Origin of the sequence: Capnocytophaga sp. oral taxon 335 str. F0486 (genome assembly GCF_000277665.1) — a bacterium.
Lineage (GTDB): Bacteria > Bacteroidota > Bacteroidia > Flavobacteriales > Flavobacteriaceae > Capnocytophaga > Capnocytophaga ochracea.
In genome coordinates this window covers 198,858-224,433 of the sequence record NZ_AKFR01000031.1, presented here as the reverse complement: position 1 = coordinate 224,433, position 25,576 = coordinate 198,858, and the positions used below count along the sequence as shown (strand labels likewise).

Sequence of the window (25,576 nt, the reverse complement as noted above, 5' to 3'; positions counted from 1 at the left end):
AAAAATGAGTTTATTAGAGATTAAAAATATCAAACGAGATTTTAGATTAGGGTCTGAAATACTGCACGTACTGAAAGGCATCAACCTATCTATAGAAAAGGGAGAATACCTTGCCCTTATGGGACCATCGGGCTCTGGTAAATCTACTTTGATGAACATCTTAGGGTGCTTAGATACGCCTACCTCAGGCGAGTATATTCTGAACGGTAAAGATGTAAGCAAGATGAGCGACTCGGAATTAGCCGACATTCGCAATAAAGAGATAGGCTTCGTATTTCAAACCTTCAACCTAATGCCACGTACTACGGCTTTAGACAATGTAGCTTTGCCTATGGTATACGCAGGCGTTAAGAAAGAAAAACGACACGAGCGCGCTAAAGAAGTACTGAAATTAGTGGGATTAGAAGACCGTATGCTTCACAAACCCAATGAACTATCAGGAGGGCAACGCCAAAGAGTAGCTATAGCGAGAGCTTTGGTAAACCACCCTTCAATTATCTTAGCCGATGAGCCTACTGGGAACCTTGATTCTAAAACTTCTTATGAAATAATGAACCTTTTTGACGAAATCTACCAAAAAGGGAATACCGTTATCTTGGTAACCCACGAAGAAGACATTGCTCGGTATGCCAAACGGATTGTCCGCTTAAAAGACGGACTTATAGAAACTGATAGTGCTAAGTAAATGAATATCGGAATTATTATCCCTGCTTATAACGAAGCTGAAAGCATTGGTGTTACCTTGCAATCTCTGCTAAATCAGACCTATCTTCCCTATCAAATTATAGTAGTAGACGACGGTTCTACCGATACCACTGCTGAGGTAGTGAACCAAATTGCTACCCAATATCCCGTAGTACAATTGGTGCAACGCAGTGAGAAGGGTGAACATCTACCAGGGGCTAAAATAGTGCAGACTTTTAACTATGGGCTTCCTTACCTAAAAGAAGACGTAGAGGTGATTTGCAAATTTGATGCCGACCTCATCTTCCCTAACAACTATCTCGAAACAATGTGCCAGCAATACAGTGAAAATCCACAGTTGGGAATGTTTGGGGGCTTTTGTTATATTGAGAGAAATGGCTCTTGGGTACTTGAGAATCTCACTAATAAAGACCACCTAAGAGGTGCTGTAAAATCTTATCGGAAGGCGTGTTTTGAAGCTATAGGTGGACTTAAAATAGCTATGGGCTGGGACACCGCCGATGAGCTATTGGCGCGCTACCAGAGTTGGACAGTACAAACTGACGATACTCTTCACGTAAAACACCTACGCCCGACAGGTGCTGGCTATAAAAGCAATGCCCGTTACCTGCAAGGAAGCGTTTTCTACCGTCTGCGATACGGTTTCTTCCTCACTTTACTCGCTGCCATAAAATTAGCCATAAGAAAACGCAATAGTAAACTCTTCTTAGATTATTGCAAAGGATTTTATAAAGCTAAACAAGAAAAACAACCTTACTTACTCACTCCTGAAGAAGGTAAATGGGTAAGACAATACCGGTGGAAAGGAATTTTCAGTAAAGTAGTGAAAAGCAAAAAATGAAAAAGCAATAATATCAAAAATGCCAATAATGCCAATAATACTAAATCGATGATGATGCGAGGTCGTAGTACGACAGGCAACCAAACAACGAACAAAATATCCTCTCCCCAGCCCTCTCCCAAGGAGAGGGAGTGTAGTAACGGAAAAGTGAGACGAACAAATGACGAACAATGAACGAACAATGAACGAACAAATGACGGTGCAAATTGCGCGGGCAGATAGAAAAAAGACGAAGAAAACCTCCCCCTTACACATACCCAGCTTTCGCTGGCTTCCTCCAAAGGGGGAACTACAGCGACGTAAAGACGAACAAAAGACGAACAAAAGACGAACAATGAACGAACAAAAGACGAACAAAAGACGAACAATGAACGAACAAATGACGAACAAATGACGGTGCGAGCCGCACGGGCAAATGAACAATGAACGAAGAAAAGACAAAAGATGAACGAACCTAAGTAGAAGGTAAGTTAAAGCTAAGATAGACATAAAAACAAAGTTTTTAATAGATTTCAACATTGCCGAAGTTTTGAAATTTTAGCAAAACCCATACCGCAAAAGTAATAGCATACAAAGGATACCTCTACCCCACTCCTAATTAAATGCTCTTCAGTTATTTTTATGCATCAAATGGCATATTTGGCAAATAATTATTATCTTTGCCCCGACTAAGAAACTAAAAAAACAAGGTTCAAGAATGATAAAACACAAGTATGGCAGAACGCAAACCAGTTTGCCCACTGAAATTATTGAACTACTGAGCGACCAAGTGAGTAAAGAATTGGTATGTTCTATTCTTGACCCCTTCGAGTTCTACGACGAAAAAGATTCGCCTATGGCTCTTAAACTTATTGATGAACACATTCTTTTAGACGAGAAATAATGATTTTAGTAACTGGTGGAACAGGGCAGATTGGCAGTCGTTTACTTTTTCACCTTACCCAAAACAAGGCGCATAAAGTAAGGGCTATCTATCGCAGTACCCATTCGTTAGAAAAAATAGAACAGCTTTTTACAAAAGAATCTCCTAATGGAGCGGAACAATTCCGCTCTATTGAATGGGTAGAAGCCGATGTAAGTAACATTCCTGCGCTCGAACAAGCGTTTGCGAATGTTTCTTTTGTTTTTCATTGTGCGGGCTTCATCTCTTTTCAGCCTAAGGATTTTGCTCAGCTCATCAAAGTGAATGTGGAAGGAACTGCTAATATCGTAAACTTGTGTATTGACTTTAAGGTAAAAAAACTCTGTTATGTGAGCTCTGTAGCTACGCTTTCGGCTTTGCCTCATACGCCTATTGATGAGGAAAACGACTGGAATAGTGAGGACTATAACACCGATTACGCTATCAGTAAGAACGGTGGCGAAATGGAGGTATGGCGTGGCTCGCAAGAAGGATTGCCAGTGGTTATTGTAAATCCTTCAGTGGTGTTGGGTGCTGATTTCTCTGAACAAGGCTCTGGCTTGTGGTTTAAAAAAGTAGCTGATGGACAGAAATATTACCCCACAGGGGGTACAGGCTTTGTGGCGGTAGACGATGTAGTGCGCGCAATGATACAGCTACAGTTCTCTGAGGTTACAGGAGAACGCTTTATACTGAATACTGCTAATCTTAGTTATCAAATGGTTTTTGAGAAAATTGCGAAAGGTTTGGGAGTAAAAGCTCCAACCAAAAAGATTTCGCATAAAACATTACGTCGTTTGGCACGTTTAGACGGTTTTTTGAGTTTCTTTGGTATTAAAAAGCGAGCTCTTACCCTCCAAACTGCCAATGCTCTTGGCTTGATAAGCACTTATAATGGTGATAAAATAAAAGAGTTTATCGATTTTCAGTACAGTGATATCGATGAAGTGATTCAAGAGATTTGTCATAAAATAAAAACTACAACTCTTGGAAGCTCTCTATGATAAAAAAACTTTTTAAATACCTCTTGAAAACTCTACTCTTTGTAGTAGGTTTTGTAGTGCTCTATGGGGCACTGTGTTTGCTGTTGCCATTAATTCCCATTTCTGCAGAAAAAACAACAGACCCCAAAACTATTACCATCTACCTTCTTTCTAACGGAATGCACACTGATTTGGTGCTACCTACTGAAAATGAATATATCAATTGGGCGACCAAAGTTTCCCCTGATGATACCAAAGGAAAAATGCGAGGTGATTGGTTAGCTTTTGGTTGGGGTGACAAAGGTTTTTACCTCAATACCCCTACTTGGGCTGATTTGAAGTTCTCTACAGCGGTGAAAGCTGCTTTTTGGATGAGCGATTCAGCTATGCACACCACCTATTTAGGCGGTAGTGAAGGCTACGAAAAAGTAGCGCAACTAAGTCTTACAGCTGCACAATACAAGCGCTTGATAGGCTATATCGACCAGCAGTTCGACAAAAATGCACAGGGTAAATACATCCCTATTCCCACCAATGCCGTTTACGGCAATACCGATGCTTTCTATGAAGCCAAAGATACTTACAACTTTCTCTACACCTGCAATACTTGGGCTGACTACGGGCTTCGTGCTGCCGGACAAAAATACGCCCTCTGGACAGCCTCCGATTCAGGAATATTTAGGCATTATAAACATTAATTTTTTAAAATGGAAGTTCAAATAAAAGATAATAAAATTTTTGCACCATTAAAGGATAAATGGTTGGTATTGAAACCTGAAGAAAAAGTACGACAAGAATACATTTGCCGTTTGGTTAATTCCTATGGTTTTGATCTAAAACAAATGGAGCAAGATAGTAAAGTTCAAGGAATATATTTGAACTATAGCATTCTTATTTGGAAAAACAAAAATAGTAAAATCAATAATGAGAGTCCTTTAATAGTTATACAATGTAAAGCAGATAGTGTTATCATAAAAAAAGAAGATTATTTTAAAGGGCTCGATTTTTCGAGAGAAATAGGAGCAAAATTTTTTGTTGCAACAAATTTTAAACAAACTAAGATTTATTCAAAAATATACAGAACTGACTCTGAGAATGTAGAAGAAATTTTAGATATTCCTAATAAAGAAGAGGCTCAAAATATTCAAGAGATAGAAAAATTATTAAATAAAAATAATACTTTTCAAAGAGAAAATTTTACTAAAACATTATATAAGTGTCATTCAATTATTCGGAATAATGATAAGCTCTCACCAGAGGCAGCTTTTGATGAAATTAGTAAAATCCTATTCATAAAAACTATTTATGAGAGGGATAATTCTAAAAATCAAATTTTTTCATTAGATATATATAAAAAAGAGAAAATAGATTTTGAGAAATATAGATTTAATGAAAGAAAAGATTTCTATCAATTTTTATTTGAACAGACTAAAAAAGGTTATATAGATGATGACCTTTTTGAACCTACTGAAATCATTAGAATACGAGAGAATAGCTTTGAAGCTATTGTAAAAGAATTGGAAATATACAATCTTTCCACTACTTCCGATGATGTAAAAGGGATCGCCTTTGAAGAGTTTTTAGGAAAAACATTCAGAGGAGAATTGGGACAATTTTTTACTCCGAGAACCATAGTTAATTTTATGGTGGAAGTCTTAGACCCTCAAGAAACAGAAACTATTTGTGACCCTTGTTGTGGTTCAGGTGGTTTCTTAATAAAAGCCTTCGAGTATGTCCGTGCAAAAATAGAAGCTAAAGTCCAACAAGAAAAAGAACTCATCAAACAAGAATATTACACTGAAACCTACGAAAAACTATCAGATGTCGAAAAAGAAAAAATAGACGACAAAGTAAATAAATTCTTCTCTCAGTTAAATGAAGAACTCAATATCAACAATGACAAAAGCCGAATTAGAACATTGAGTTATGATTGTATTTTTGGAACCGATGCCAACCCTAGAATGAGCCGTACCGCCAAAATGAATATGATAATGCACGGTGATGGTCACGGAGGTGTACACCACAATGATGGGTTACTAAACGTAAACGGCATTTTTGAAAACCGATTTGATGTGATTCTTACCAATCCTCCTTTTGGAGCACGTGTAGAGAAATCACTGAAAATTACTGAAGCTGATAAATATACTGATGAAGAACGTATCAAAAAATACCAAAAACGATATGGTGATGAGTATAATAAAGCATTAAAGCAAGTGAATAACAATATAGGGAAACCTCTCGTGAGCCTCTATAAAATGGGGGCAATGAGTACCCTTACTGAAGTGCTTTTTATAGAACGATGCTTGAACCTGCTCAAACCAGGAGGTAGAATGGGGATAGTACTTCCTGAAGGTGTGCTTAACAATAGTAATTTGCAAAAAGTACGAGATTATGTAGAAAGCAAGGCAAAAATATTGCTAATCGTATCTATTCCTCAAGATGTGTTTATAGCAAGCGGCGCTACGGTAAAACCTAGTTTATTGTTTTTTAAAAAATTTACAGAAGAAGAAGCGCTACAATATGCAAGTATTAAAAGCAAAGCAACTATCACAATAGAAGCTAAATATGCTGAGGAAGTAGCAAATATCCAACAGAAATTAGCTAAAAAAGGCAAAGAAGCATTACCTGCAGAAGAGAAAAAACAACTGAGAGCCGAATTGAAAAATATTGAAGCTAAAAAAGAACGAGAAATAAAAGCTATTGTTAAAGAAGAGTTTAACTATACTATTCCTATTGCCGAAGTAGAAAAAGCAGGTATTAGTACCACAGGGGCTCGTATATATAACGAATTAGAGCCCTTGGCTGAAGAATTTAAAAAATATACTTCTGAAAATCATCTGTGGGGAAAACTTACCGAAAGCGTTCAGTACGATGTAAAAGGTGAGTTTGTATATCGCATTCAAATAGCAGATAAAGAAGTTGGTGAACCCGAAATTTTCTATCAAAAAAGCAAGTATGAAAACTTATAAGAAATTAAAATTTGTAGAATTAAGGGAGTTAGGTTTTTGGGATACTAAGAGATATTTAAACATATCTGATAAAAAATTTAAAAACAATATTACTCTCTCAGATGTGTTAATTCCTTATAAAAAGAAAATATCTAAAAGAGAGATGATAGAAAAGAAATATGCTATTATCTCTAAGATTAATTTTGGAGGAGAACTTTTTTTAAGAGATTTAAATGACATAGAAAATTATAAAGGAGATATTTATTTAGTTCCTGATAATAGTATTATTTATTCGAAAATTAATGTAAAGCACGGTTGTATTTTTTATAATGATAAAGGGAATACTCCTTTTGGTGTTAGTTCTGAATATCCTATATTTACATTTGATAATACAATAGTTTCTGGTAAATTTTTGCAGAAATTATTAAGGACTCAAGAATTTAAGAAACTTTTAGATACTAAAGCTACAGGTATTTCAAAAGCAAGAGTAAAACAAGCAGACTTTTTAGCAACAAGAGTTCCTTTACCTCCTTTATCCGAGCAAGAAACCATTGTAAAAAACTATTACGATAAAATAACTCAAGCTACCACTTATGAGCAACAAGCTGAAACCTTAGAAAAAAACATTGAAACCTATCTGTTTGAGAGTTTAGGAATAGAACAAAAAACTGAACAAAAAACAAAAAAGAAAGGATTACAATTTGTGGAGTTTGGAAACTTAGAAAAATGGGGAATAGATTTTATCTTGAGCACTGAAAATATTAAACATTTATTCACAATGTATAAGATTTCTGATTTGTGTAAAATAAGTAGTGGCGGAACACCTTCAAGAGGAAGAAAAGAATATTTTGAAGGAAGTATTCCTTGGATAAAAACAGGAGAGTTAAACGATACTATCATATATGATACTGAGGAAAAAATAACAGAAGAAGCTATTAAAAATAGTAGTGCTAAATTATACAAGAAAGACAGTTTAGTAATAGCTATGTATGGAGCAACAATTGGTAAAACAGCTAAATTAGGTATAGAAGCTACAACAAATCAAGCCTGTGCTGTTTTGTTTGATATAAATACTAATTTAATAGAAATAGATTTTCTATGGGAATATTTGCAATCTCAAACAAAAAGATTGAAAAAAATGGCTTATGGTTCAGCTCAACCTAATTTGAATGCAAAAATCATATCAAATTATAATATTCCCATTCCTCCTAAAGAAACTCAACAAGCTATTATAACCCAAATAGACACTTATAAAAATGAAATAAAAATCTTACGAGAACGAGCAACACTCCTAAAACAACAAGCAGAACAAGAATTTGAACAAACTATATTCAGCTAAATTATGAGAATCAAAGAAATTAAAATAGCCAATAAAGCCTTTAAAAACCTTGATATTTCATTAGAAAACAACACGTCTGGGGTAATGGCTTTTATAGGAAATAATGGCAGTGGGAAAAGTAATTTGTTAGAAGCTATAAGTGCTATTTTTAAGCATTTGTACGACAAGAAAGAAAAGGATATCCCTTTTAATTTTTCATTAACCTATACAATAGGAAGTAGTGAGGATATAGTCAAAATTACCAAAAAGGGCTCTTCTGTTACCACAGAAATAAATAGCCAATCAAAATCTGACCCTTATAACTATCTTCCTAAACAAATTGTAGCTATCTATAGTGGTGAAGAAGATAGACTATGGAAGAAATATTATTTGCCTACCTATCAAGAATACATTGCAAAAATAGGAGTTGAAACCTATAATAATATGCCAAAAATGTTGTATATCAATAAGTTTTATTGGCATATCTCTCTGTTGTGTTTGTTGTTAAATCAGTTCAATAACTCAGAGGATACTTTTTGTAGTGAAATCTTAGGAGTAGAAAATACTAACTCTATTAAGTTTTCTTTTAATAAAGCGAACTATAAAAATTATAAAGATAGTATTGTTAAGCAATTTATCAGTAAAATAGATAAAAAACAAGAGTACACCTTAGAAGAGTTGAGAACGATTATTGAACAAGAAGAATATACTCTTATAGATGTTTACAAATTCTTCTATATTGCTTTTACGCCCGCTGACCAGAAAATGCTTCAAGACATTGTTATAAAATACAACAATGAAAACTTAGAAATAGAAGATTTTAGTGAGGGAGAAAAGAAAATGATACTCATCAAAGCAGCTTTAGAATTTGCTGCACAAGAGGACAGTCTGTTTATCCTTGATGAACCTGATGCTCATATACACCTTAGTAACAAAATACAAATTAGAAATGTATTAGAAGAATATCAACAATACAGACAAATAATCATTACCACACATTCGCCTACCTTAACCGATTGCTTAGACAATGAATCTATCTATATGCTTGATAGAGGAAAACTTATCTCTGTTGAAAAGCAAAAAGTTTTAGAAAGTATCTCTGGAGAATTTTGGAACAAACTTCAGCAAAATACATTTATTTCGTCCAAAAGTCCTATTATACTATTAGTAGAAGGTAAATTAGATAAAATACATATCAACAATGCCTATAAAGCACTGAAAGAAGAGTATCCAAATTTGAATTTTGATATCTTCTGTTTAAATAGTGAAACTAAGATACAACCTTTCTTGTCAGGATTGTACGAAAGTGATTTTGAAACGGATAAGCTCTATATAGGGGTTTATGATAATGATGAAGCAGGACATAAATCATATAAAAGTTTTGAAGAGATCACTCAGAAAAGCTATAAGAAGCTTAAAGAAAACAATAAGGCACACAACACTTATTTTTCTGTAGAATTGCCCAAACCTGAAGGAATTACTTGTGATTGCACAATCGAAACAATGTATAATTATACAAAATGGGAAGAAGCATACCAACAAGCTGTACAGAATACTTCAGGAAAAACTAAAGACAAGTCAATTGATAAATATTGTAAGGATGTATTACAAGAGGCAAAAAATATTTTAGCAGAAAACTCTAATAACTTTGTAAAAGAAGATTTTAAGAATTTCAGAAAGTTATTTGATTTAATCAGAGAGATAGAACAGTATGCAAAAACTTTAAAAGGTAATACAAGCGCTAATGAGAAAAATAAAAATACAGAATCTAATACTCCTAAGTCTGTTCTACAAGCAAATGTGTTACCTCAAAATACTATAGAGGTGGTTTTAAAAACACAGAATGTAGATGCATTAGCTTGGTATAATACTCAATCTGGCGAAATTATATTAAAGAAGGGAAGTAAATTAGCTTTGGAAGCCGTTGATAGCTATAAGAAGCAAGAAAAACAAAGGCTTAAAGAGTTAAAGAAAATTGCAGAAAAAACAGAAAATAATTACATTCTTAAGGAGGATAAAAAATGTAAGTCTGTATCAGGTGCTGCTTGTTTTACATTAGGTAGAACTGCTAATGGTTGGAAAGAATGGGTAATTAAAGAGAATAATAAAATCTTAGATGTTGTACGAAATACTAAAAAGGATTGATAATGAAACTAATATTTAAAATAGTTCTTCTTCCTTTTGCAGTGATCTATGGTCTTATCGTCCGTCTGCGCCATTGGTGCTACAATATTGGTGTTTTTAAAGTACATACCTTTGCAGTGCCTACAATTTGTGTGGGGAATGTCGCTGTGGGGGGAACAGGGAAGAGCCCAATGGTGGAATACCTAATTAGGCAGCTAAAAACAACCCAGCGCGTAGGGGTACTAAGCAGAGGATATAAACGCAAGTCTAAAGGTTTTGTACTAGCTGAAGGAAATAGTACGGTATACGATTTAGGCGATGAGCCTTTTCAGTTCTGGAAGAAGTTTAAAGATGATATTATATTGGCTGTATGTGGCAGCAGGGTGGAAGGAATAGAGCAGATGCTTGCCCTGCCAAAACCTCCTGAAGTAATCATTTTAGACGATGCTTTCCAACATCGTCCCGTAAAAGCAAAAATCAATATAATACTTACAGCTTATGGATACCTATTTACTAACGATTGGTTACTGCCAATGGGGCGTTTGCGCGATGTAGTAAGTCGAGTGCAACAAGCGGATATAGTAGTAGTAACCAAATGTCCTACTACCTTATCTCAAAGTGAACGCTCCCTTATAGAAAAGCAGTTGCAAAAAAAAGCACATTGCCCTATTGTTTTTGCTACTATAGCTTATGATGAACAAGTGTTCAAAGAAGATGAAACGATTTCTTTGTCAAACTTTATCAAAAAACCTTTTACTTTGGTAACAGGTATTGCCAATCCGCAACCTCTATTAGCGTATTTAAAAGAACAAGGAGCAGATTTTCAGCATTTAGCTTTTGCGGACCATCATCATTTTACCGAGAGAGAAATACAGCAATTGCAAGGCAAGCGAATCCTCACCACTGAGAAAGACTACGTGCGCCTGCAACCTCATTTGCAAGACTTGTACTACCTGCCTATCGCAATGCAATTCCTCACCCCCACTGATGAACATACATTTGGCACGGTTTTTGAAAATCTATAAACACGAAATAATTACAAACTTTTATTCAGTATGACAAGAAAACTCATCGCTATTGTAGCTTTTGTTTTGGTAGCTACTGCTACTCTTGAAGCTCAGGAAATTAAATGGATGACTTTTGACCAAGCTATTGCTGCTCAGAAGAAAAAACCTAAAAAAATATTTATTGACGTATACACTAATTGGTGTGGACCTTGCAAAATGTTAGCGAACAACACTTTTAAGAACAAAGACTTAGTAAAGTATGTGAACGATAATTACTACGCTGTAAAGTTCAATGGTGAAGGTAACGAAGTAGCGAACTACAAAGGACAAAAGTTTGAGAACAAAGGCTATGACCCCGCATTGGCTGAACGCCGTAACGCCACACACCCACTTACCGGCTATATGCAAGTACAGGCTTACCCAACGATGGTGTTCTTAGACGAAAATAACGATTTGATAACAGGTATCACCGGGTATATGTCGCCTACTCAATTAGAGCTCTACTTGAAAATGTTTAACAACAATGATTACAAAAAAATCACTACTCAACAAGAGTTTCAAGTATATCAATCGAAGTTCAAACCTACATTTAAAAACTAATAAATACACTTTTTCATAAACACACGTCAAAAACTCTTGGCAGAATGTCAAGAGTTTTTTATTTTTTTACTACCTTTGCGGAGTAATTAGCAGATTATCCAAATTGGCAAATGGAAAGATTGAATTTATGGCAAAAATACTCATCATAGAAGACGAATCGGCAATTCGCCGTGTGCTTACCAAAATATTGGTAGAAGAAAGCAAAGAGTACGAAGTAGAAGAAGCAGCTGATGGTGTAGAAGGCGTTGAGAAACTCAAAAAAGAGGACTACGACTTAGTGCTATGCGACATCAAAATGCCTAAGATGGACGGTATGGAAGTACTCGCTGAGGTCAAGAAACTCAAACCCGAAATCCCCTTTGTGATGATATCAGGTCACGGCGACCTCGAGACAGCAGTAAACGCAATGCGCTTAGGGGCTTATGACTATATCTCAAAACCACCTGATTTAAACCGCTTGCTCAACACCGTGCGCAATGCTCTCGACAAGAAGAAATTAGTGGTAGAGAATAAACACCTCAAAAAGAAGGTGAGCAAGAGCTATGAGATGATAGGAGAAAGTGTACCTTTGCAACAAATCCGTCAGATGATAGAAAAAGTAGCACCTACGGAAGCGCGTGTGCTCATCACGGGCTCTAATGGTACAGGTAAAGAGTTGGTAGCTCACGCTATTCATTACCAAAGCGAGCGCAGTGAAGCTCCGATGGTAGAGGTAAACTGTGCCGCTATTCCTTCTGAACTGATAGAAAGTGAACTCTTCGGACATATCAAAGGGGCGTTTACTTCGGCGGTAAAAGACCGTGCAGGTAAGTTTGAAGCCGCTAACAATGGTACTATTTTCTTGGATGAAATAGGCGATATGAGTCTCTCTGCCCAAGCCAAAGTGTTGCGTGCCTTGCAGGAGAACAAGATTACCCGCGTGGGAAGTGATAAGGACATCAATGTAGATGTACGTGTAATAGCGGCGACCAATAAAGATTTAAAAAAAGAAATAGCCGAAGGTCGTTTCCGTGAGGATTTGTACCACCGTTTAGCAGTAATTCTCATCAGAGTACCGTCACTTAACGAACGCAGAGACGATATCCCACTACTTATTGATTATTTTTCAGCAAAAATAGCCGAGGAACAAGGTATTAGTCCGAAGAAATTTAGCAAAAAAGCAATAGAGCTTCTTCAAAAACAAGATTGGACGGGTAATATTCGCGAACTGCGTAATGTAGTAGAGCGACTCATTATCTTAGGAGGCAAAGAAATCTCAGAAGATGATGTAAAAGCGTTTGCGGGAAAATAGTGCGAGCCACACTGGCACTTTAAATTAGGAAAATAAGTAAGCGTTACAAAATCTTACTGATTAACTATGAACAAAGTAAAATTCCTCTCTATAACTATTCAGAAATGAAAAATGACGGTAAGGAGTTCTCTCTACCGTCATTTTCTTTATATATAACTCTTCTTATAGAATAAGCATCGCATCACCGTAAGAATAGAATTTATATTTCTGCTCTACGGCTTCTTTATAAGCACGCATAATGAGGTCGTGCCCCGCAAAAGCCGAGACCATCATTAACAAGGTAGATTTAGGAGTGTGAAAGTTGGTAATCATTGCATTGGCTATACTAAAATCATATGGAGGAAAAATAAACTTATTTGTCCAACCGTCAAATGGATTTAGGAAACCATCAGATGAAACTGAGCTTTCCAACACGCGCATTACGGTAGTTCCTACCGCACATACACGTTTTTTATTCACCTTAGCTGCATTAATGATTTTTGTTTGACTTTCAGGAATATGTATCTCTTCACTATCCATTTTGTGCTTAGAAAGGTCTTCTACCTCTACAGGATTGAAAGTTCCTAACCCCACGTGTAAAGTTACCTCAGCGAAGGTAATACCTTTTATTTCCAAACGCTTCATCAAGTGCTTAGAAAAGTGCAAACCCGCAGTAGGTGCAGCAACGGCGCCTTCGTATTTAGCATAGATAGTTTGGTAGCGTTCTTCATCTTCAGGTTCTACCGGACGAGAGATGTATTTAGGCAGAGGTGTTTGCCCTAATTCTGTAAGATGTTGGCGAAACTCTTCATAAGTACCATCGTATAGAAAACGAAGGGTGCGACCACGAGAGGTAGTATTGTCTATTACCTCGGCTACCAATTCAGCATTTTTGCCAAAATAGAGTTTATTACCTATCCGTATCTTGCGAGCAGGGTCTACAAGTACGTCCCACAAACGTTGTTCAGCACTGAGTTCACGCAGCAAAAATACTTCTATCTTTGCCTTTGTTTTTTCTTTATTCCCATACAAGCGAGCAGGAAATACTTTAGTATTATTCAGTACAAACACATCTCCATCATCAAAATAGTCGATTACATCTTTAAATAGTCGGTGTTCGATTTCTCCTGTTTTACGATGTATTACCATTAAGCGTGCTTCGTCGCGGTTCTCACTGGGATACTCAGCTAATAGCTCTTTAGGAAGTTCAAAATTAAAGTTTGAAAGTTTCATATATTTTCTATATAATAATCATCAGTTTATAAATGGTATCGTAACTTTTATGCTGAATTTAAAACAATCCATATTGTTCTCCACCATAAATATCCGTAGATATACATTCAAGAAATAGACGCTAAAGAAGGGTAAAATAGAGATATAATAACAAAGGAAGATATACCTTATTCATTTCAAATAGCTATTGTATAAAAAGAAAAAGTCGGGATGACTGGACTCGAACCAGCGACCACACGCACCCCATACGTGTACGCTACCAACTGCGCCACATCCCGATTTTTAATTTCAGAGCGCAAAACTACTACCTTTTACAGAAACTACCAAATAAATAGATTAAAATATTTTACAACAAGGGCTATTTATTTGATATACTGAAAAGTCCTATTTTTCTATCTTCCCTAATGAAACTGTAAAGATTCCAAAATCATCTATCAGCATATCCTGCTTTTGCACTCCATTAAGAGAAAATATCCCGTCTAACTCTCGCTGACTACGGCGACGCATCACCCAATCTTTCTCTTGATGACTTTTTAGTACAAAGGCTATCGTTTTGAGTTGTGGGTGCCACGGCTGTCCTGTATAAATCAAAAAACCGTTTTCTGAAATTGACACAACTCCCTTTACCGCCTCATTAGCTAATTTATTATCACCAAAAAGTTCAAAAATACCAGATATGATAGTGATATTAGGATTATAGTCTAACCTTGTGTAGTTATCGGCTTTAAAACAATTGTAGTTAGTGAATCGTATATCTTGAAAGCCTCTTTCTCTGACGGTTTGCTCCCCTTTTTCTATATTAGCTGGTAAAAACTCATTGATGACAATTTCTACCTCTGGGTGCTTTTCTTTGATGTCAAACAAATAATTACCTACTCCTCCAGCAATATCAAGTATCTTTATTTTCTTCCCTTCGGCTTGCAAAGCTTGTATCGCTTTATCTACTTGCTCCAATAAGTGTGCTTTGCGTATACGTACTCCTCGCCACCCAATGGCATTGAGATAACTTTTGTCCATCAGTTTACCTATACCCCATTTCCCTTGAGGAATATTCTTGTAAACGTAATCCATTGAAGCTCCTGAATCAAATCCATATTCCAGTCCTATCGCCATTCCGCCACTGAGGTGTCCTAACTTACTCAGTGCCCATTTCTGAAATCGGTAATAGTACTTTTCTCTATTGGGTATGAGCTCGTATTGCATTATTTCGTACTCTTTTTGAGTAAAAGTATCGGGTTTCAAAGAAGGTGATACAAGAGGTGTTTCAAAAGCTCTACTGATAAACTGTTCAAGTAATTTATATACCTCTTCTCTGCCTTGCTCAAACAAAATGCCGTGGTGGAACCCTTCTAAGGTAACAAATTCTTTTATTTCAGAAGATAAGTTTACATAGAATTGCTTCTGCTGCTTGTTAATGACCACAAAGTCTTTTTCAGCTGAAAGCAGTAGTGTGGGAATAGTAATAGCAGCAGCATCTTCGACCAATCGCTTACCTGCATTAGCTAAATCTATAAGCAGTTTGCCGTTGATAGACCGCGTGATAAACCTATCGGTATCATAGGCGCGTTGCTGTTTAGGGTCACGAGTGAGCATTTTAGACTTAACATAGCTCTTTACAACAAGATTAGGTTTCACTTTTAGTGCTAATTCTATAGCTTGCTTGGCTAAGGGAACTATTAAATTGATTTTAAAAGCAGGTGCTAAAAGTGCCATTCCAGCAATACGTGGAGCAAAATCGTGTACCCAAGCCGATACAATCACCCCTCCTATGCTGTTGGCTACTACAAAAATATCCTCTTCTTGCACGTCGTATTCTTGTTGCAAAAACTTAGCAAAAGCATCTAAATCTCGTACTGAATCCATAAAATCAGGCGATACTGAAGCTTTAGTATGCCCGTGTCCTCTCATATCAAAAGCAAAAATATTATAGGACGCAAACAGCGGGTGCGTAGCAAATTCCTGTAAACGCTCACCGTACTCGTGACCGCGATGTATTACAATAAGTGTTTTTTGTTGAGGCTTGTAATTCCATTCGTAGAAGTATAACTCTGCCCCTTGATAGCCTTTGAAAAAACCTGTATTCATCATCTTGTTATTTTATTGTGCAGGCAAAGGTACGCTTTTTAATGATAAAAACAATAAAAGTGAAGGATAATTACTTCATTAAATTAATATTTAAGAAGTATGTAATAACAAAAAAATCACTACCTCTCTTCGTAAGTAGTGATTGAAGATTGCACTCATAACTAAGACTACCTAAACAAAAATTAGATAGTCTTTCTTATTTCTTATTCAGGGTATTTGCTAACATCTTGGTATGTATTAAACACCCCTTTAATGATAATTTCTTTTTCTATATCATCTACTACATAGAATACAATGTAAGGGTATTTCTTCATAGAAACACCTCTTAAATTATCTTTGTATATTCGCTGAAAAGGGAAGTGCTTTATAAAATCCAAGATTTTTACAAACTCATTGATAAAGTTCTCAGCTACTCTATCATTAGCAACTTCTTGGTAATAGTTGATTGCACTCTCAAGCTCAGACTCAGCTCGTGGTGTATTACTAATTCTGTAAAGTAAGCCCATATTTAGATGCAAGTCTATTAACCATTACATACGAATCTTCACATTGGTCAAAAGGAGTGTTATCAGCTTCCAACTCTTCCAAGTATTTCATTAATCTTGGCGTCATTTCAATAGGCTGAGGAATATCCTCTTCTTGAATGATAGAGACATTTAAAGACTTTATAAAATCTTTTATTGAATTTAATTTATCTACATCAGAGGTAGCAAAGGTTACAGCTGTTTCCATAGTCAAAATATTTTTAAGGGTTACATAAAAGCAAAAAATCACTACCTCTCTTCGTAAGTAGTGATTGAAGATTGTACTCGGAGCGGGACTGTAAACTATTGCTTCTCTTAAAAATGTATCTCTCTTAAAATCAAATACAATTATTTGTAAATCAATTTTTTAAATTAAAAATTGGAGCTCTTTGAAAGTGTAATGAGAGGGTATAAGATGGTATATAATATAAAAAATGTTGGGAAAATGTTGGGAAAGAATATTTTTTATTCATACTTTTGCAGTGTTGTTTTAAAAATACGATTATGCCAACAGTTACATTCTTAATAAAAGGTGATAGTAATCCTACTTCTATTTATGTACGTTTGAGTACAGGAAGGGGAAAAGACTTCGTGAAAAAAACAGGATTAAACATTAATCCCAATCAATGGAGTAGTAAAAAGAAAGAACCTAAACAAACGACTCCTGACAACAAAAACCTCAGCGTTCAATTAAACAAATTAAGAGTGTTTATTGAGAACAGCCTAAACTCTGTAGATGAAAAAGGAGAGGTTATTAATTCTGATTGGTTACAGACAAAAATAGATTTGCATTTTAAACGAATAACAGATACAGAAACAAGGCAAAGTGATTTAATACAAGACCTGATTGATTATATCATAGAAAGTGCTCCTACAAGAAAAAATGGTAAGGGCAAATTAGGGCTTTCTGTTAGTCGTGTGAAAGCATATCATACTTTGAAAAATATTTTTAAAGCCTATGAGAAAAAAAAGAGAAAACACTACAAAGCAAAAGATATAGACTCTCCTTTTGAAAAAGACTTTCTTAGTTGGCTAATGAAAGAAAGGGGATATAAAGATAGTTATGCTCTTAAAATTATAGATAACCTCAAAGCAGTATGTAATGAGGCACAAACATTGGGAATAGAAACTCATCCTCAGTTGGCAAAGATAGGTAAAGGAACACCTGATAAGGAAACGCCTATATATCTTAATCTTTTTGATTTACAAAAGATTCGTACTTGCGTGATTGAAAATAAAAGCTTAGACAATGCTCGCAAATGGTTACTATTAGGATGTTTGACAGGACAAAGAGGAGGCGACTTATTAAATATTACAGAGGATAATTTTACTCATATTGAAGGTTTAGAGTATGTACAAATAAAGCAAAAAAAAACAGGTAAAATAGTAGAGATTCCTATAACAGGAATTTTAGAGGAGATAAATGAAATAAGAACTAATGGACTACCTTATAAAATATCTGTACAGAAGTTAGACAAATACATAAAAGAGGTTTGTAAATTAGCAGGAATTACAGAGCCAATTGAACATTCAAAAGTTTGTATGATAGATGCTAAAGGTAATATTATAGAACCTAATAATAAAGGAGAGTATCCTTGTAAGGGTGTAAAACGTACAGTTAAAGGGGTGTTTGAAAAATGGCAATTAGTAGGCACTCATACATGTAGACGGTCATTTGCTACAAATTTGTATGGCAAATTAGAAACCGTCTTCATTATGAAAATGACAGGACATACAAAAGAAAGTACATTTCTTGCTTACATAGGTAAAACAGAGAAGGATTATCTAACACAAATAGCGAATAAACTACAGGAATTAGAGCAAGTGAATAAACCTATGCTTGCAAATTATTGAAAAAATAACATTTAAATAGAATCTGACTTATGGAATATATAAAAGACTTAACTGCATACGAAATATGTGATTTGATTAGAGAAAGTAATTTAGGAGAACCTGATATGCTCAAAATATTAAAAGAGTATACAGAGGGTTATGATTTGGAACTATTAGAGGCTCTGTATAATGAAGTAGAAATTTATATAGGTATAGAGAAAGACAAAATGAATGGGGAAATTTCAAAAAAGGAAATAGATGATAAAATAAAAGAATATGAAAAACTTGAAAAAGAACCACCTCTCTTAGATATGAGCTCTATCTCCAAAATAGACCCTAAAGCTAAAGCAATTCCAATACTTGATTTAGAACAACTTTTCTTCCCTTTTGAATTTTTTAGTGTTTACCAATTTCAAAAAATGATTATTTCAAAAATAAAAGAAAAGAGGCAGAAAAATAATCAAGAAGAAATACAAGGAGTTATCCTCGATTTTTCAGAAGATAAATTAGAAGTAAAAACAAACTTAGTTATATTACAAAAATTGGGGATATTTGATTATTTGATAAAGGAACATCAATTAAGTATCAATAAAATAGCTTCATTGCTAAGTAGTATTTTGGGAGTTCCTACAACAACATTACAGTCCTATATAAACCCTATGTTAAGTCCCAATACTGAGAGCAAAAATGCTCCAATAGAAAAGCATATAAATAAAGCTATGCAAATATTGAGACAATTAGACATTAAAATAAAAGAAGGTAAATAACTCTTGTTAAACTTCTGTAAATAAAGGTTTTAAGTAAAAAGCTTAAAGCCTTTTTTTATTTCTTTAACCTGATTTGCACTTTTTAGGTATTACCTAAAAAATACCTAATCTTCCTTTGCACCATAAAATTTAAAAAGATATTTTATGAATGCAATTCAAATTACACAGTTTACACCTAATGAACTAAAGAGCCTATTAATGGAAGGAGTACAACAGGTTGTCAATCAGATAAGAGAGGAGTTTCAACCTAAAACCCCAACAGAGTACCTTACACGAAAACAGGTAGCAAAAATGTTAGATATTAATCTAACAACTCTGAACAATTGGACAAATAAAGGAGTACTAATTTCCTATGGTATTCAAGGGCGAGTGTATTACAAGCGAGATGAAGTAGAGAGAGCTTTTATCGAACTTAAACAAAAATAGTCCTATATAATAAGTCTAACTTTTATACAATATTTGTTATGTTAGGTTTTACTATAGATACTATTGGGATTTTTGCTAATGCTGAATCGATAGTTAACTTTAATTCCCAAAACTTAGTGCTTACTATTATAAGAAATGGTAAGTTTAAGTTTTGGGGAGAAGGTTACTATAAGAACTTTTATATAAAATATCATAGGGATTATGGTATGTATCTCTCAGGAAGTATCTCCAATTACTATAAGGGGTATACTTCTATACTTCAGTATGATGATTTGTGTAAAGCTATTGAAAAGTTAGGTAATTCATTGGCTATCAATCTTCATTCAGCAAGATTATACAGAGTAGATTTAGCTTTGAATATAGAAACTAACAATCCTGTAAGTCAATATAGTAATACTCTTTTTACAGATTTACCTCATTTTAAAAGATTTGAGCAAGATGATGGTGTACGTTTTGAAACTAAGAATAAAGTTATCGCCATCTATAATAAAACTAAAGAAATTAAAGAGAAAAGAAACTTTGTAATTAATCAGGAGATATTAAGAATAGAGCTTAGAGTTCTAAAAAACTTATCGAATGTGTTTAAAATAAAGGAGATAAAAGTAGAGCATTTGTATCAACCTTCAGTATATTTGCTTTTAGTAGATACATTTTTCAAAAACTATCAAAAAATCAAAAAGCAACATATTATTTCGGCTGAGGTAAATGCTAAATATATAACACCAACAGTATTCAAAAGTCTTCTGATGAATAAAGGCATAGAACTTCATTTCCAGACAGAAGGAGATGCTTATACAAAAATTGAGGAATGGAGCAGAGAAGGAAAATTTAAGAATCCTATGGATAAAAGCAGGTGTAAGAAAATCATTACAGATGCTTTTAAAAATCCTAAAAATACTGAAATTCATCCTTTAGTAAAAGAGATTAATAGCAAGGTTGAAAGTAATTGCAAGCATACTATAGAAGAACTGAGAAAGAAGGAGGTTAAGAATGAATAAGTCAAGTAAACATATTGTAAATCAGAGAATTAATGAGGTTGTTAATATGTTGATTTTAGGGTATAATAGAGATTTGATACTTCAAAATACTTCAAATGTTTGGAAAGTATCAGATAGACAAATAGATACCTACATCAGCAAGGCAAGAACTCTCATAGAGCAATCAGTAAAGAAGCAAGTAGCTTATGATTATGCAAAGGCAGTTAGAAGATATGAAGAGCTATACAGATTGAGCATAGAGAAGAAGGACTACAAAACCGCCTTGTCAGTAAATAAAGAATTAACTACCCTACAAGGGCTATTTAAAATAGAAGTAGAACATTCAGGTAATATAGAGTTCATTTGTAATATACCTGATTAAAATTAATCGTTATGAGAATAGACTTTTCACTTTATTATCAGCCTAAACCTAAGCAACTAATTGCTCATAAATGCAGAGCAAAGTATATGCTCTTTGGAGGGGCTTTAGGTGGTGGAAAAAGCTATTTCCTTTGTGCAGAGGCTATCAAAAATGCAATGAAATTTAAAGGTAACCGATTAGTACTTGTGAGAAAGGAACTCTCTGTTCTCCGTAGGACTACATTGGTTACTTTCTTTTCTATCTGTCCAAAGGAAATTATTAAGAGCTTTAATCAAACGAGTTTAGAAGTAACCTTCATCAATGATTCAAAGCTGTTGTTTCTTGATGCCAATATAGCCAAAGACCCAATGCTTCAAAAGATAAAAGGTTTAGAGATAGGTTGGTTTGGCATTGATGAAGCTAATGAAGTATCTGTTGAGGTGTATAATATGCTCAAAACTCGTTTGCGCTGGGTATTACCAAACAAGCAGAAACCTCGTTATGAAGGGCGATTGACCAGCAATCCTGAACCTTGTTGGCTTATTTCTACCTTCATTCAGTCTACCAATCCTGATGAGGTATATATCCAAAGTTTAACTACAGATAACTATGATGAAAACAGTGAGTATGTTATCACTTTAAAGGAAGCCTTTAAAGATAATCCTAATTTTTTAAGAAAGTATCTTTATGCTGATTGGAGTGCTTTAGATATGATTAATCAGCTTATTTCAAGTGAAGTAATCATAAGTAGTGCTGAACGAATAGAAAATGGTTTAGAAGTTACTTCTATGGGGATTGATGTGGCAAGGTATGGAGATGATAAAACCGTCTTTACAATCCTTAAAAACGGTAATATTGAGCTAATAGAGAGCTATGAACAGACTTCTATAACAGAGATAGTAACACGAACCATACAGCTTATTCACGACTACAGTATAGACCCTAATTATGTAGGAATAGATAGCGTGGGAGTGGGTGCTGGCGTAGTTGATAATTTAAAGTCAGCAGGCTATGATGTGATTGAATTACAAGGCGGTTCAAAGCCTGAAGAAAGCCAATATGAAGAAGCCTTTTTACCTTTTAATTTGCGTTCACAAATGTACTATGAATTGCGAAGAGATATGATGAACGGACAAATAGGTAACCTCACTGATGAAACTCTAAAGTTAGAATTACAGTCTATTCAGTATGAAATCTATTCAGATAAGAAAGTGAAGGTTATCAGCAAAGAAGCTATTAAAAAGCTCTTAGGTAGAAGCCCTGACTATGCAGATAGTTTAGTATATGCAAATTGGGTAAAGACTTATAGAGGAGGAATTAAATGGTATATGGCTATTAGTGGGGGTCTTTAGTTTTCTTTAATTATTAGATGAGCGAACCTTCAGCGAAGGATAAGCGAAGGATTAAAAAAATACAGCTGTTAAAAATTTTGTAATATCACAAAATAATACTACTTTTGTCCCATCATTTTAAAAGAAAAGTATATAGAACAGAAAAATTATTTTTTAACATAAAGACATATTAGCGTTTAGCTTTTATTTTGTGCTTCTTAAAATCGCCAATTTTATAGTACCCTACAAAATAATAAGTAAAAACGCTCACGCTTCGGCGTGGGCTGTACTTATTAGGGTACGGGTGTTTGGCGATACCTGAGAACAAATAAGATTAAGTTATACAGTCCCACGCTTTTTTTATTTTATATTACTAACCGCTTTTAGGGGCTGAAAAGCATTCAAAAACTATCTTTTTTAGCTTATGAAAGCATTAAAAATCTTCTTGACTTTGTTTTGTATGGGAGTCATTGTGAGCTGTTCTAAAGATGAACCTGCACCAGCTCCAGCAAAAGAACAACCTACACCTCAACAAACTAATTTTCCTACAGTTAAAAACTTCTCTGCACAAGAGGTTATTGTAGGAGATATTATTACCATTGAAGGAGAGAATTTTATTCCTTCACAAACCTACACAATTACTTTTAATGGAGTAAAAGGAACTATCAAAGAAGTAACCTCCAATCATTTAAAAGTAGAAATTCCTGAAGAAGCTACATCAGGAGAAGTTATCCTATCTTCCAATGAAACTTCTAAGAGTATAGGTCGCCTAGCTATTCTTCCTAAACCAAGTGTTTTGTATGCTTATGTAGCCTATAGTAAAATTGTAAAATTAGACCTTCAAACAGGTAAAGAATTAGAAACCATTGCTGAAATAGGTAAGGAATACTTGGGAAGAGGCATTTACTACTTAAAGAGTACTAATGAAATTATAGGCATACAATCAGGAAATTCAGGACATTATTTATTCAAACTTAATGTAACTACAAAAGAGATTATAAAACTACCTTGTAACCATTATGAGAAGCTCATAATAGCTAATAATGAACCGTATGCTTATGATTTGCGCAACCATAAAATCGTAAAATTAGACCTTCAAACAGGTAAAGAGATAGAAACTATTGCTGAGGTAGGGAATGATTATTTAAGTCATATTCGCTTCTCTAAAAGTACCAATGAGATTATAGGAGAACAATCAAAATATAACGAAAAAATGTTTAAGAATGACTACTCTTTTTTCAGACTTAATTTGACAACAAAACAGATTGTAAAAGCACCCTTTAATGGATATGAAAGACTTGTAATAGCTAATGATGAGTTGTATGCTTATGATTTGCGTAATCGTAAAATTGTAAGGTTAGACCTATCAACAGGTAAAGAATTAGAAACTATCGTAGAAACAGGACAGGACTATTTAAGCTATATACAATACTCTAAAAGCACGAACGAGATTATTGGACTACAATCAGGCACAGAAAAAAGTCTATTCAAACTCAACTTGAAAACCAAGCAAATAACAAGAACTCCTACTAAAAACTATGAGAACCTTATAATAGCAAATTATTAATCTTAAAAACAATTGATTTTATGAAAGTAGCAAAATATATTTTAGCAGTAATTACATTACTTTTAAGTGTATATGCCTTTATAGATAAAAGAATTTTATTTGGCATTATGTTGTTGATTATTGGAGCATTAATTTTACCTCCTATCTCTGATAAGTTAAAAGAGAAATTCAGCTTTTGGAAGAATAGAATAGTAAGATATGTATCTCTTATTGTTCTATTAATTATAGGAGTAATCAATTTACCTCCTGCAAGAGATACAACAATCACCAACTACATTCAAAAAGAAATTAACGATAAGGCTCTTAATGAGCTAAAGAAATTGGAAACCGTAGGTAATGATTTAGGAAGCAGTTCTGCAATGGCAAACCCTAAAGAATTTCTCAATAAAAAGGGAAAGAATACAATCGTTTTTGACCCTAAGTTTGATTTTAGTAAGGCTGCCAACTACCTAAAAGAAGATAATGAAAATGGAGCTATTAAAAACTTAGTGATAGAGTTTGACTTTGATTCCAACAATACTATCACTTCAAAAAGAACTATTATCACCTATTCAAAAAAAGGGGAAGTTACCTACCCTAACAACGAAATCCCTGCAGTAAGTACTCTTATAGACTATCAGGCTATGGAGACTTATAAAAAGATACTAGCACAAGAAAAAGAACGTTTAGCAGAGGAAAAACGATTGGCTAAACAGAAAGAAGAGCAAGAAAAACAATTAGAGAAACAAAGAAAGGAGCGAGAAGAGAGGATAGAAAAATTTAAAGATAATTGCTTTAGTGCTTGGGACGGTTACCATAGAGATTTGGTAAAATATGTAAAAGGGCTAATGAATGACCCTAAAAGTTTTGAACACGTAAATACAACATACGTAATGACTAATGATGGTTATGCAATTATCAATATGGTCTATAGAGGTAGGAATGCTTTGGGAGGTATTGTAACAGAAAGTATAAAAGCCAAAATTGACCCACTTGATTGTTCAATCATTCAAATTATAGAATAGTTTAAAATACAAATATGAAAGTAGCAAAATATATTTTAGGAATATTATTCATAATAACAGGTTTAGGTGTTATTACTCAAAAAAGCATTATAACAGGAATTGCTTTTGTAATTCTTGGGGTTGTTCTTTTACCCAAAGTTTCTGATAAACTCAAGGAAAAAGTGAGTTTTTGGCAAAACAAAATAGTTAGGTATGTTTCTTATATTGTACTATTTACAATAGCAGGAGCTACTGTCCCTAAATCTCCTGAAACTTCTTCTTCAAAAGAAGAAAACAAACCTAAAATTGTCATCAAGACAGAAGAAAATACAACAGAGCAAGAACCAGCAACTGCTCAAAAAGAAGAACCTTTAATAAAATATGAAATTCAAGAGGACTTGACTACTGTTATTCGTTATGACAAAGCTCCTTCTTACTTCGTTTTGATAGACAAAGTCAATCTGAAAAATGATAGTTTTGTAACTGAAATAGAAAGAGTTATAAATAAGATTGTTTCAGAAAAAGGAGGAAAAATTACTATTGATTTTTTTGACAATAAAAAAGCATTAGACCTTTATTACAAGAGTCATTATGTAACAAATACATTAGGAAGGAGTTTAAATACATCAGAAAATGGCTTATTAGTTCCACATCATATAGTATTATTTTCAGGAGAGGATAATGTAGATATACACTATAACACGTTGTACATCTTTCCAAATGCTTCAAAAGATACTCCTAACATAGGGAAGTATGTTAAAATAAAAGAGTTCAATCCTAATGTAAAATAAT

At 34.3% G+C, this 25,576-nt stretch carries 25 protein-coding genes and 1 tRNA gene; 21 read left to right on the top strand and 5 right to left on the bottom strand.

Annotated features, from left to right (window positions below; genetic code table 11):
• Positions 1 to 4 precede the first annotated feature (4 nt).
• The 12 genes from HMPREF1320_RS07110 (at position 5) to HMPREF1320_RS07055 (ending at position 12,718) form a co-directional block, all read left to right on the top strand.
• Positions 5 to 685 (top strand): ABC transporter ATP-binding protein, encoded by a 681-nt coding sequence (locus HMPREF1320_RS07110; protein WP_009410673.1) that lies wholly within the window; start codon positions 5 to 7, stop codon positions 683 to 685.
• On the top strand, positions 686 to 1,546 hold the full coding sequence (locus HMPREF1320_RS07105) for a glycosyltransferase (protein WP_009417971.1): 861 nt from the start codon (positions 686 to 688) through the stop codon (positions 1,544 to 1,546).
• Between the two features lie 160 nt (positions 1,547 to 1,706).
• Positions 1,707 to 1,940, top strand: a complete 234-nt coding sequence (locus HMPREF1320_RS11555; RefSeq protein WP_034554332.1) for a hypothetical protein — start codon at positions 1,707 to 1,709, stop codon at positions 1,938 to 1,940.
• 303 nt (positions 1,941 to 2,243) lie between these two features.
• On the top strand, positions 2,244 to 2,429 hold the full coding sequence (locus HMPREF1320_RS07095) for a hypothetical protein (protein ID WP_009417906.1): 186 nt from the start codon (positions 2,244 to 2,246) through the stop codon (positions 2,427 to 2,429).
• A complete protein-coding gene (locus tag HMPREF1320_RS07090; protein ID WP_009418056.1) occupies positions 2,429 to 3,451 on the top strand; it encodes an NAD-dependent epimerase/dehydratase family protein in 1,023 nt (340 codons plus the stop codon). Before HMPREF1320_RS07095 ends, HMPREF1320_RS07090 begins: the two co-directional genes overlap by 1 nt.
• Positions 3,448 to 4,128: a TIGR02117 family protein gene (locus tag HMPREF1320_RS07085; protein WP_009417924.1), complete on the top strand. Its 681-nt coding sequence runs from the start codon at positions 3,448 to 3,450 to the stop codon at positions 4,126 to 4,128. Before HMPREF1320_RS07090 ends, HMPREF1320_RS07085 begins: the two co-directional genes overlap by 4 nt.
• Before the next feature lie 9 nt (positions 4,129 to 4,137).
• Complete coding sequence (locus HMPREF1320_RS07080) at positions 4,138 to 6,399, top strand: N-6 DNA methylase (protein ID WP_009418148.1); 2,262 nt, start codon at positions 4,138 to 4,140, stop codon at positions 6,397 to 6,399.
• On the top strand, positions 6,386 to 7,717 hold the full coding sequence (locus HMPREF1320_RS07075; RefSeq protein WP_009418084.1) for a restriction endonuclease subunit S: 1,332 nt from the start codon (positions 6,386 to 6,388) through the stop codon (positions 7,715 to 7,717). Before HMPREF1320_RS07080 ends, HMPREF1320_RS07075 begins: the two co-directional genes overlap by 14 nt.
• Before the next feature lie 3 nt (positions 7,718 to 7,720).
• Positions 7,721 to 9,841, top strand: a complete 2,121-nt coding sequence (locus tag HMPREF1320_RS07070; RefSeq protein WP_009418066.1) for a DUF4357 domain-containing protein — start codon at positions 7,721 to 7,723, stop codon at positions 9,839 to 9,841.
• Between the two features lie 2 nt (positions 9,842 to 9,843).
• Entirely contained in the window at positions 9,844 to 10,845 is a 1,002-nt protein-coding gene (lpxK, locus tag HMPREF1320_RS07065) for a tetraacyldisaccharide 4'-kinase (protein WP_009417989.1), read from the top strand.
• A gap of 30 nt (positions 10,846 to 10,875) precedes the next feature.
• Positions 10,876 to 11,427, top strand: coding sequence for a thioredoxin family protein (locus HMPREF1320_RS07060; protein WP_002673044.1), 552 nt, complete (start codon positions 10,876 to 10,878; stop codon positions 11,425 to 11,427).
• Positions 11,428 to 11,554: 127 nt separating this feature from the next.
• Positions 11,555 to 12,718, top strand: a complete 1,164-nt coding sequence (locus HMPREF1320_RS07055; RefSeq protein WP_009418040.1) for a sigma-54-dependent transcriptional regulator — start codon at positions 11,555 to 11,557, stop codon at positions 12,716 to 12,718.
• 162 nt (positions 12,719 to 12,880) lie between these two features.
• Here HMPREF1320_RS07055 and queA read toward each other — a convergent pair whose 3' ends face one another.
• The 5 genes from queA to HMPREF1320_RS07030 all read right to left on the bottom strand — a co-directional run bounded on the left by queA (position 12,881) and on the right by HMPREF1320_RS07030 (position 16,747).
• Entirely contained in the window at positions 12,881 to 13,930 is a 1,050-nt protein-coding gene (gene queA / locus HMPREF1320_RS07050; protein WP_009410665.1) for a tRNA preQ1(34) S-adenosylmethionine ribosyltransferase-isomerase QueA, read from the bottom strand.
• A gap of 205 nt (positions 13,931 to 14,135) precedes the next feature.
• A tRNA-Pro gene (locus HMPREF1320_RS07045) sits at positions 14,136 to 14,208 on the bottom strand.
• Positions 14,209 to 14,314: 106 nt separating this feature from the next.
• Positions 14,315 to 16,015 carry a bifunctional alpha/beta hydrolase/class I SAM-dependent methyltransferase gene (locus HMPREF1320_RS07040; protein WP_009418075.1) on the bottom strand — a complete coding sequence of 567 codons (1,701 nt, stop codon included), beginning with the start codon at positions 16,013 to 16,015 and terminating at the stop codon, positions 14,315 to 14,317.
• Positions 16,016 to 16,218: 203 nt separating this feature from the next.
• Positions 16,219 to 16,521 (bottom strand): type II toxin-antitoxin system RelE/ParE family toxin, encoded by a 303-nt coding sequence (locus HMPREF1320_RS07035; protein ID WP_009418113.1) that lies wholly within the window; start codon positions 16,519 to 16,521, stop codon positions 16,219 to 16,221.
• On the bottom strand, positions 16,499 to 16,747 hold the full coding sequence (locus HMPREF1320_RS07030) for a hypothetical protein (RefSeq protein ID WP_009410662.1): 249 nt from the start codon (positions 16,745 to 16,747) through the stop codon (positions 16,499 to 16,501). Before HMPREF1320_RS07030 ends, HMPREF1320_RS07035 begins: the two co-directional genes overlap by 23 nt.
• 296 nt (positions 16,748 to 17,043) lie before the next feature.
• Here HMPREF1320_RS07030 and HMPREF1320_RS07025 point away from each other — a divergent pair, with 296 nt between their 5' ends.
• The 9 genes from HMPREF1320_RS07025 (at position 17,044) to HMPREF1320_RS06985 (ending at position 25,575) form a co-directional block, all read left to right on the top strand.
• Entirely contained in the window at positions 17,044 to 18,393 is a 1,350-nt protein-coding gene (locus tag HMPREF1320_RS07025) for a site-specific integrase (RefSeq protein ID WP_009417996.1), read from the top strand.
• Between the two features lie 29 nt (positions 18,394 to 18,422).
• Positions 18,423 to 19,139 carry a hypothetical protein gene (locus HMPREF1320_RS07020; protein ID WP_009417921.1) on the top strand — a complete coding sequence of 239 codons (717 nt, stop codon included), beginning with the start codon at positions 18,423 to 18,425 and terminating at the stop codon, positions 19,137 to 19,139.
• Positions 19,140 to 19,283: 144 nt separating this feature from the next.
• On the top strand, positions 19,284 to 19,565 hold the full coding sequence (locus HMPREF1320_RS07015) for a helix-turn-helix domain-containing protein (RefSeq protein ID WP_034554330.1): 282 nt from the start codon (positions 19,284 to 19,286) through the stop codon (positions 19,563 to 19,565).
• Between the two features lie 38 nt (positions 19,566 to 19,603).
• Positions 19,604 to 20,563 (top strand): hypothetical protein, encoded by a 960-nt coding sequence (locus HMPREF1320_RS07010; protein WP_009417932.1) that lies wholly within the window; start codon positions 19,604 to 19,606, stop codon positions 20,561 to 20,563.
• 73 nt (positions 20,564 to 20,636) lie between these two features.
• Positions 20,637 to 20,924: a hypothetical protein gene (locus HMPREF1320_RS07005; protein ID WP_232207538.1), complete on the top strand. Its 288-nt coding sequence runs from the start codon at positions 20,637 to 20,639 to the stop codon at positions 20,922 to 20,924.
• A gap of 11 nt (positions 20,925 to 20,935) precedes the next feature.
• Positions 20,936 to 22,255: a phage terminase large subunit gene (locus HMPREF1320_RS07000; RefSeq protein ID WP_009418078.1), complete on the top strand. Its 1,320-nt coding sequence runs from the start codon at positions 20,936 to 20,938 to the stop codon at positions 22,253 to 22,255.
• A 403-nt stretch (positions 22,256 to 22,658) separates the two neighbouring features.
• Positions 22,659 to 23,801 (top strand): IPT/TIG domain-containing protein, encoded by a 1,143-nt coding sequence (locus tag HMPREF1320_RS06995; protein ID WP_232207537.1) that lies wholly within the window; start codon positions 22,659 to 22,661, stop codon positions 23,799 to 23,801.
• A gap of 20 nt (positions 23,802 to 23,821) precedes the next feature.
• Positions 23,822 to 24,805: a hypothetical protein gene (locus tag HMPREF1320_RS06990; RefSeq protein ID WP_009418020.1), complete on the top strand. Its 984-nt coding sequence runs from the start codon at positions 23,822 to 23,824 to the stop codon at positions 24,803 to 24,805.
• A gap of 14 nt (positions 24,806 to 24,819) precedes the next feature.
• The gene (locus HMPREF1320_RS06985) at positions 24,820 to 25,575 is read left to right on the top strand and encodes a hypothetical protein (RefSeq protein ID WP_009418070.1); all 756 of its coding nucleotides are present in this window, start codon (positions 24,820 to 24,822) and stop codon (positions 25,573 to 25,575) included.
• Position 25,576: the final 1 nt, after the last annotated feature.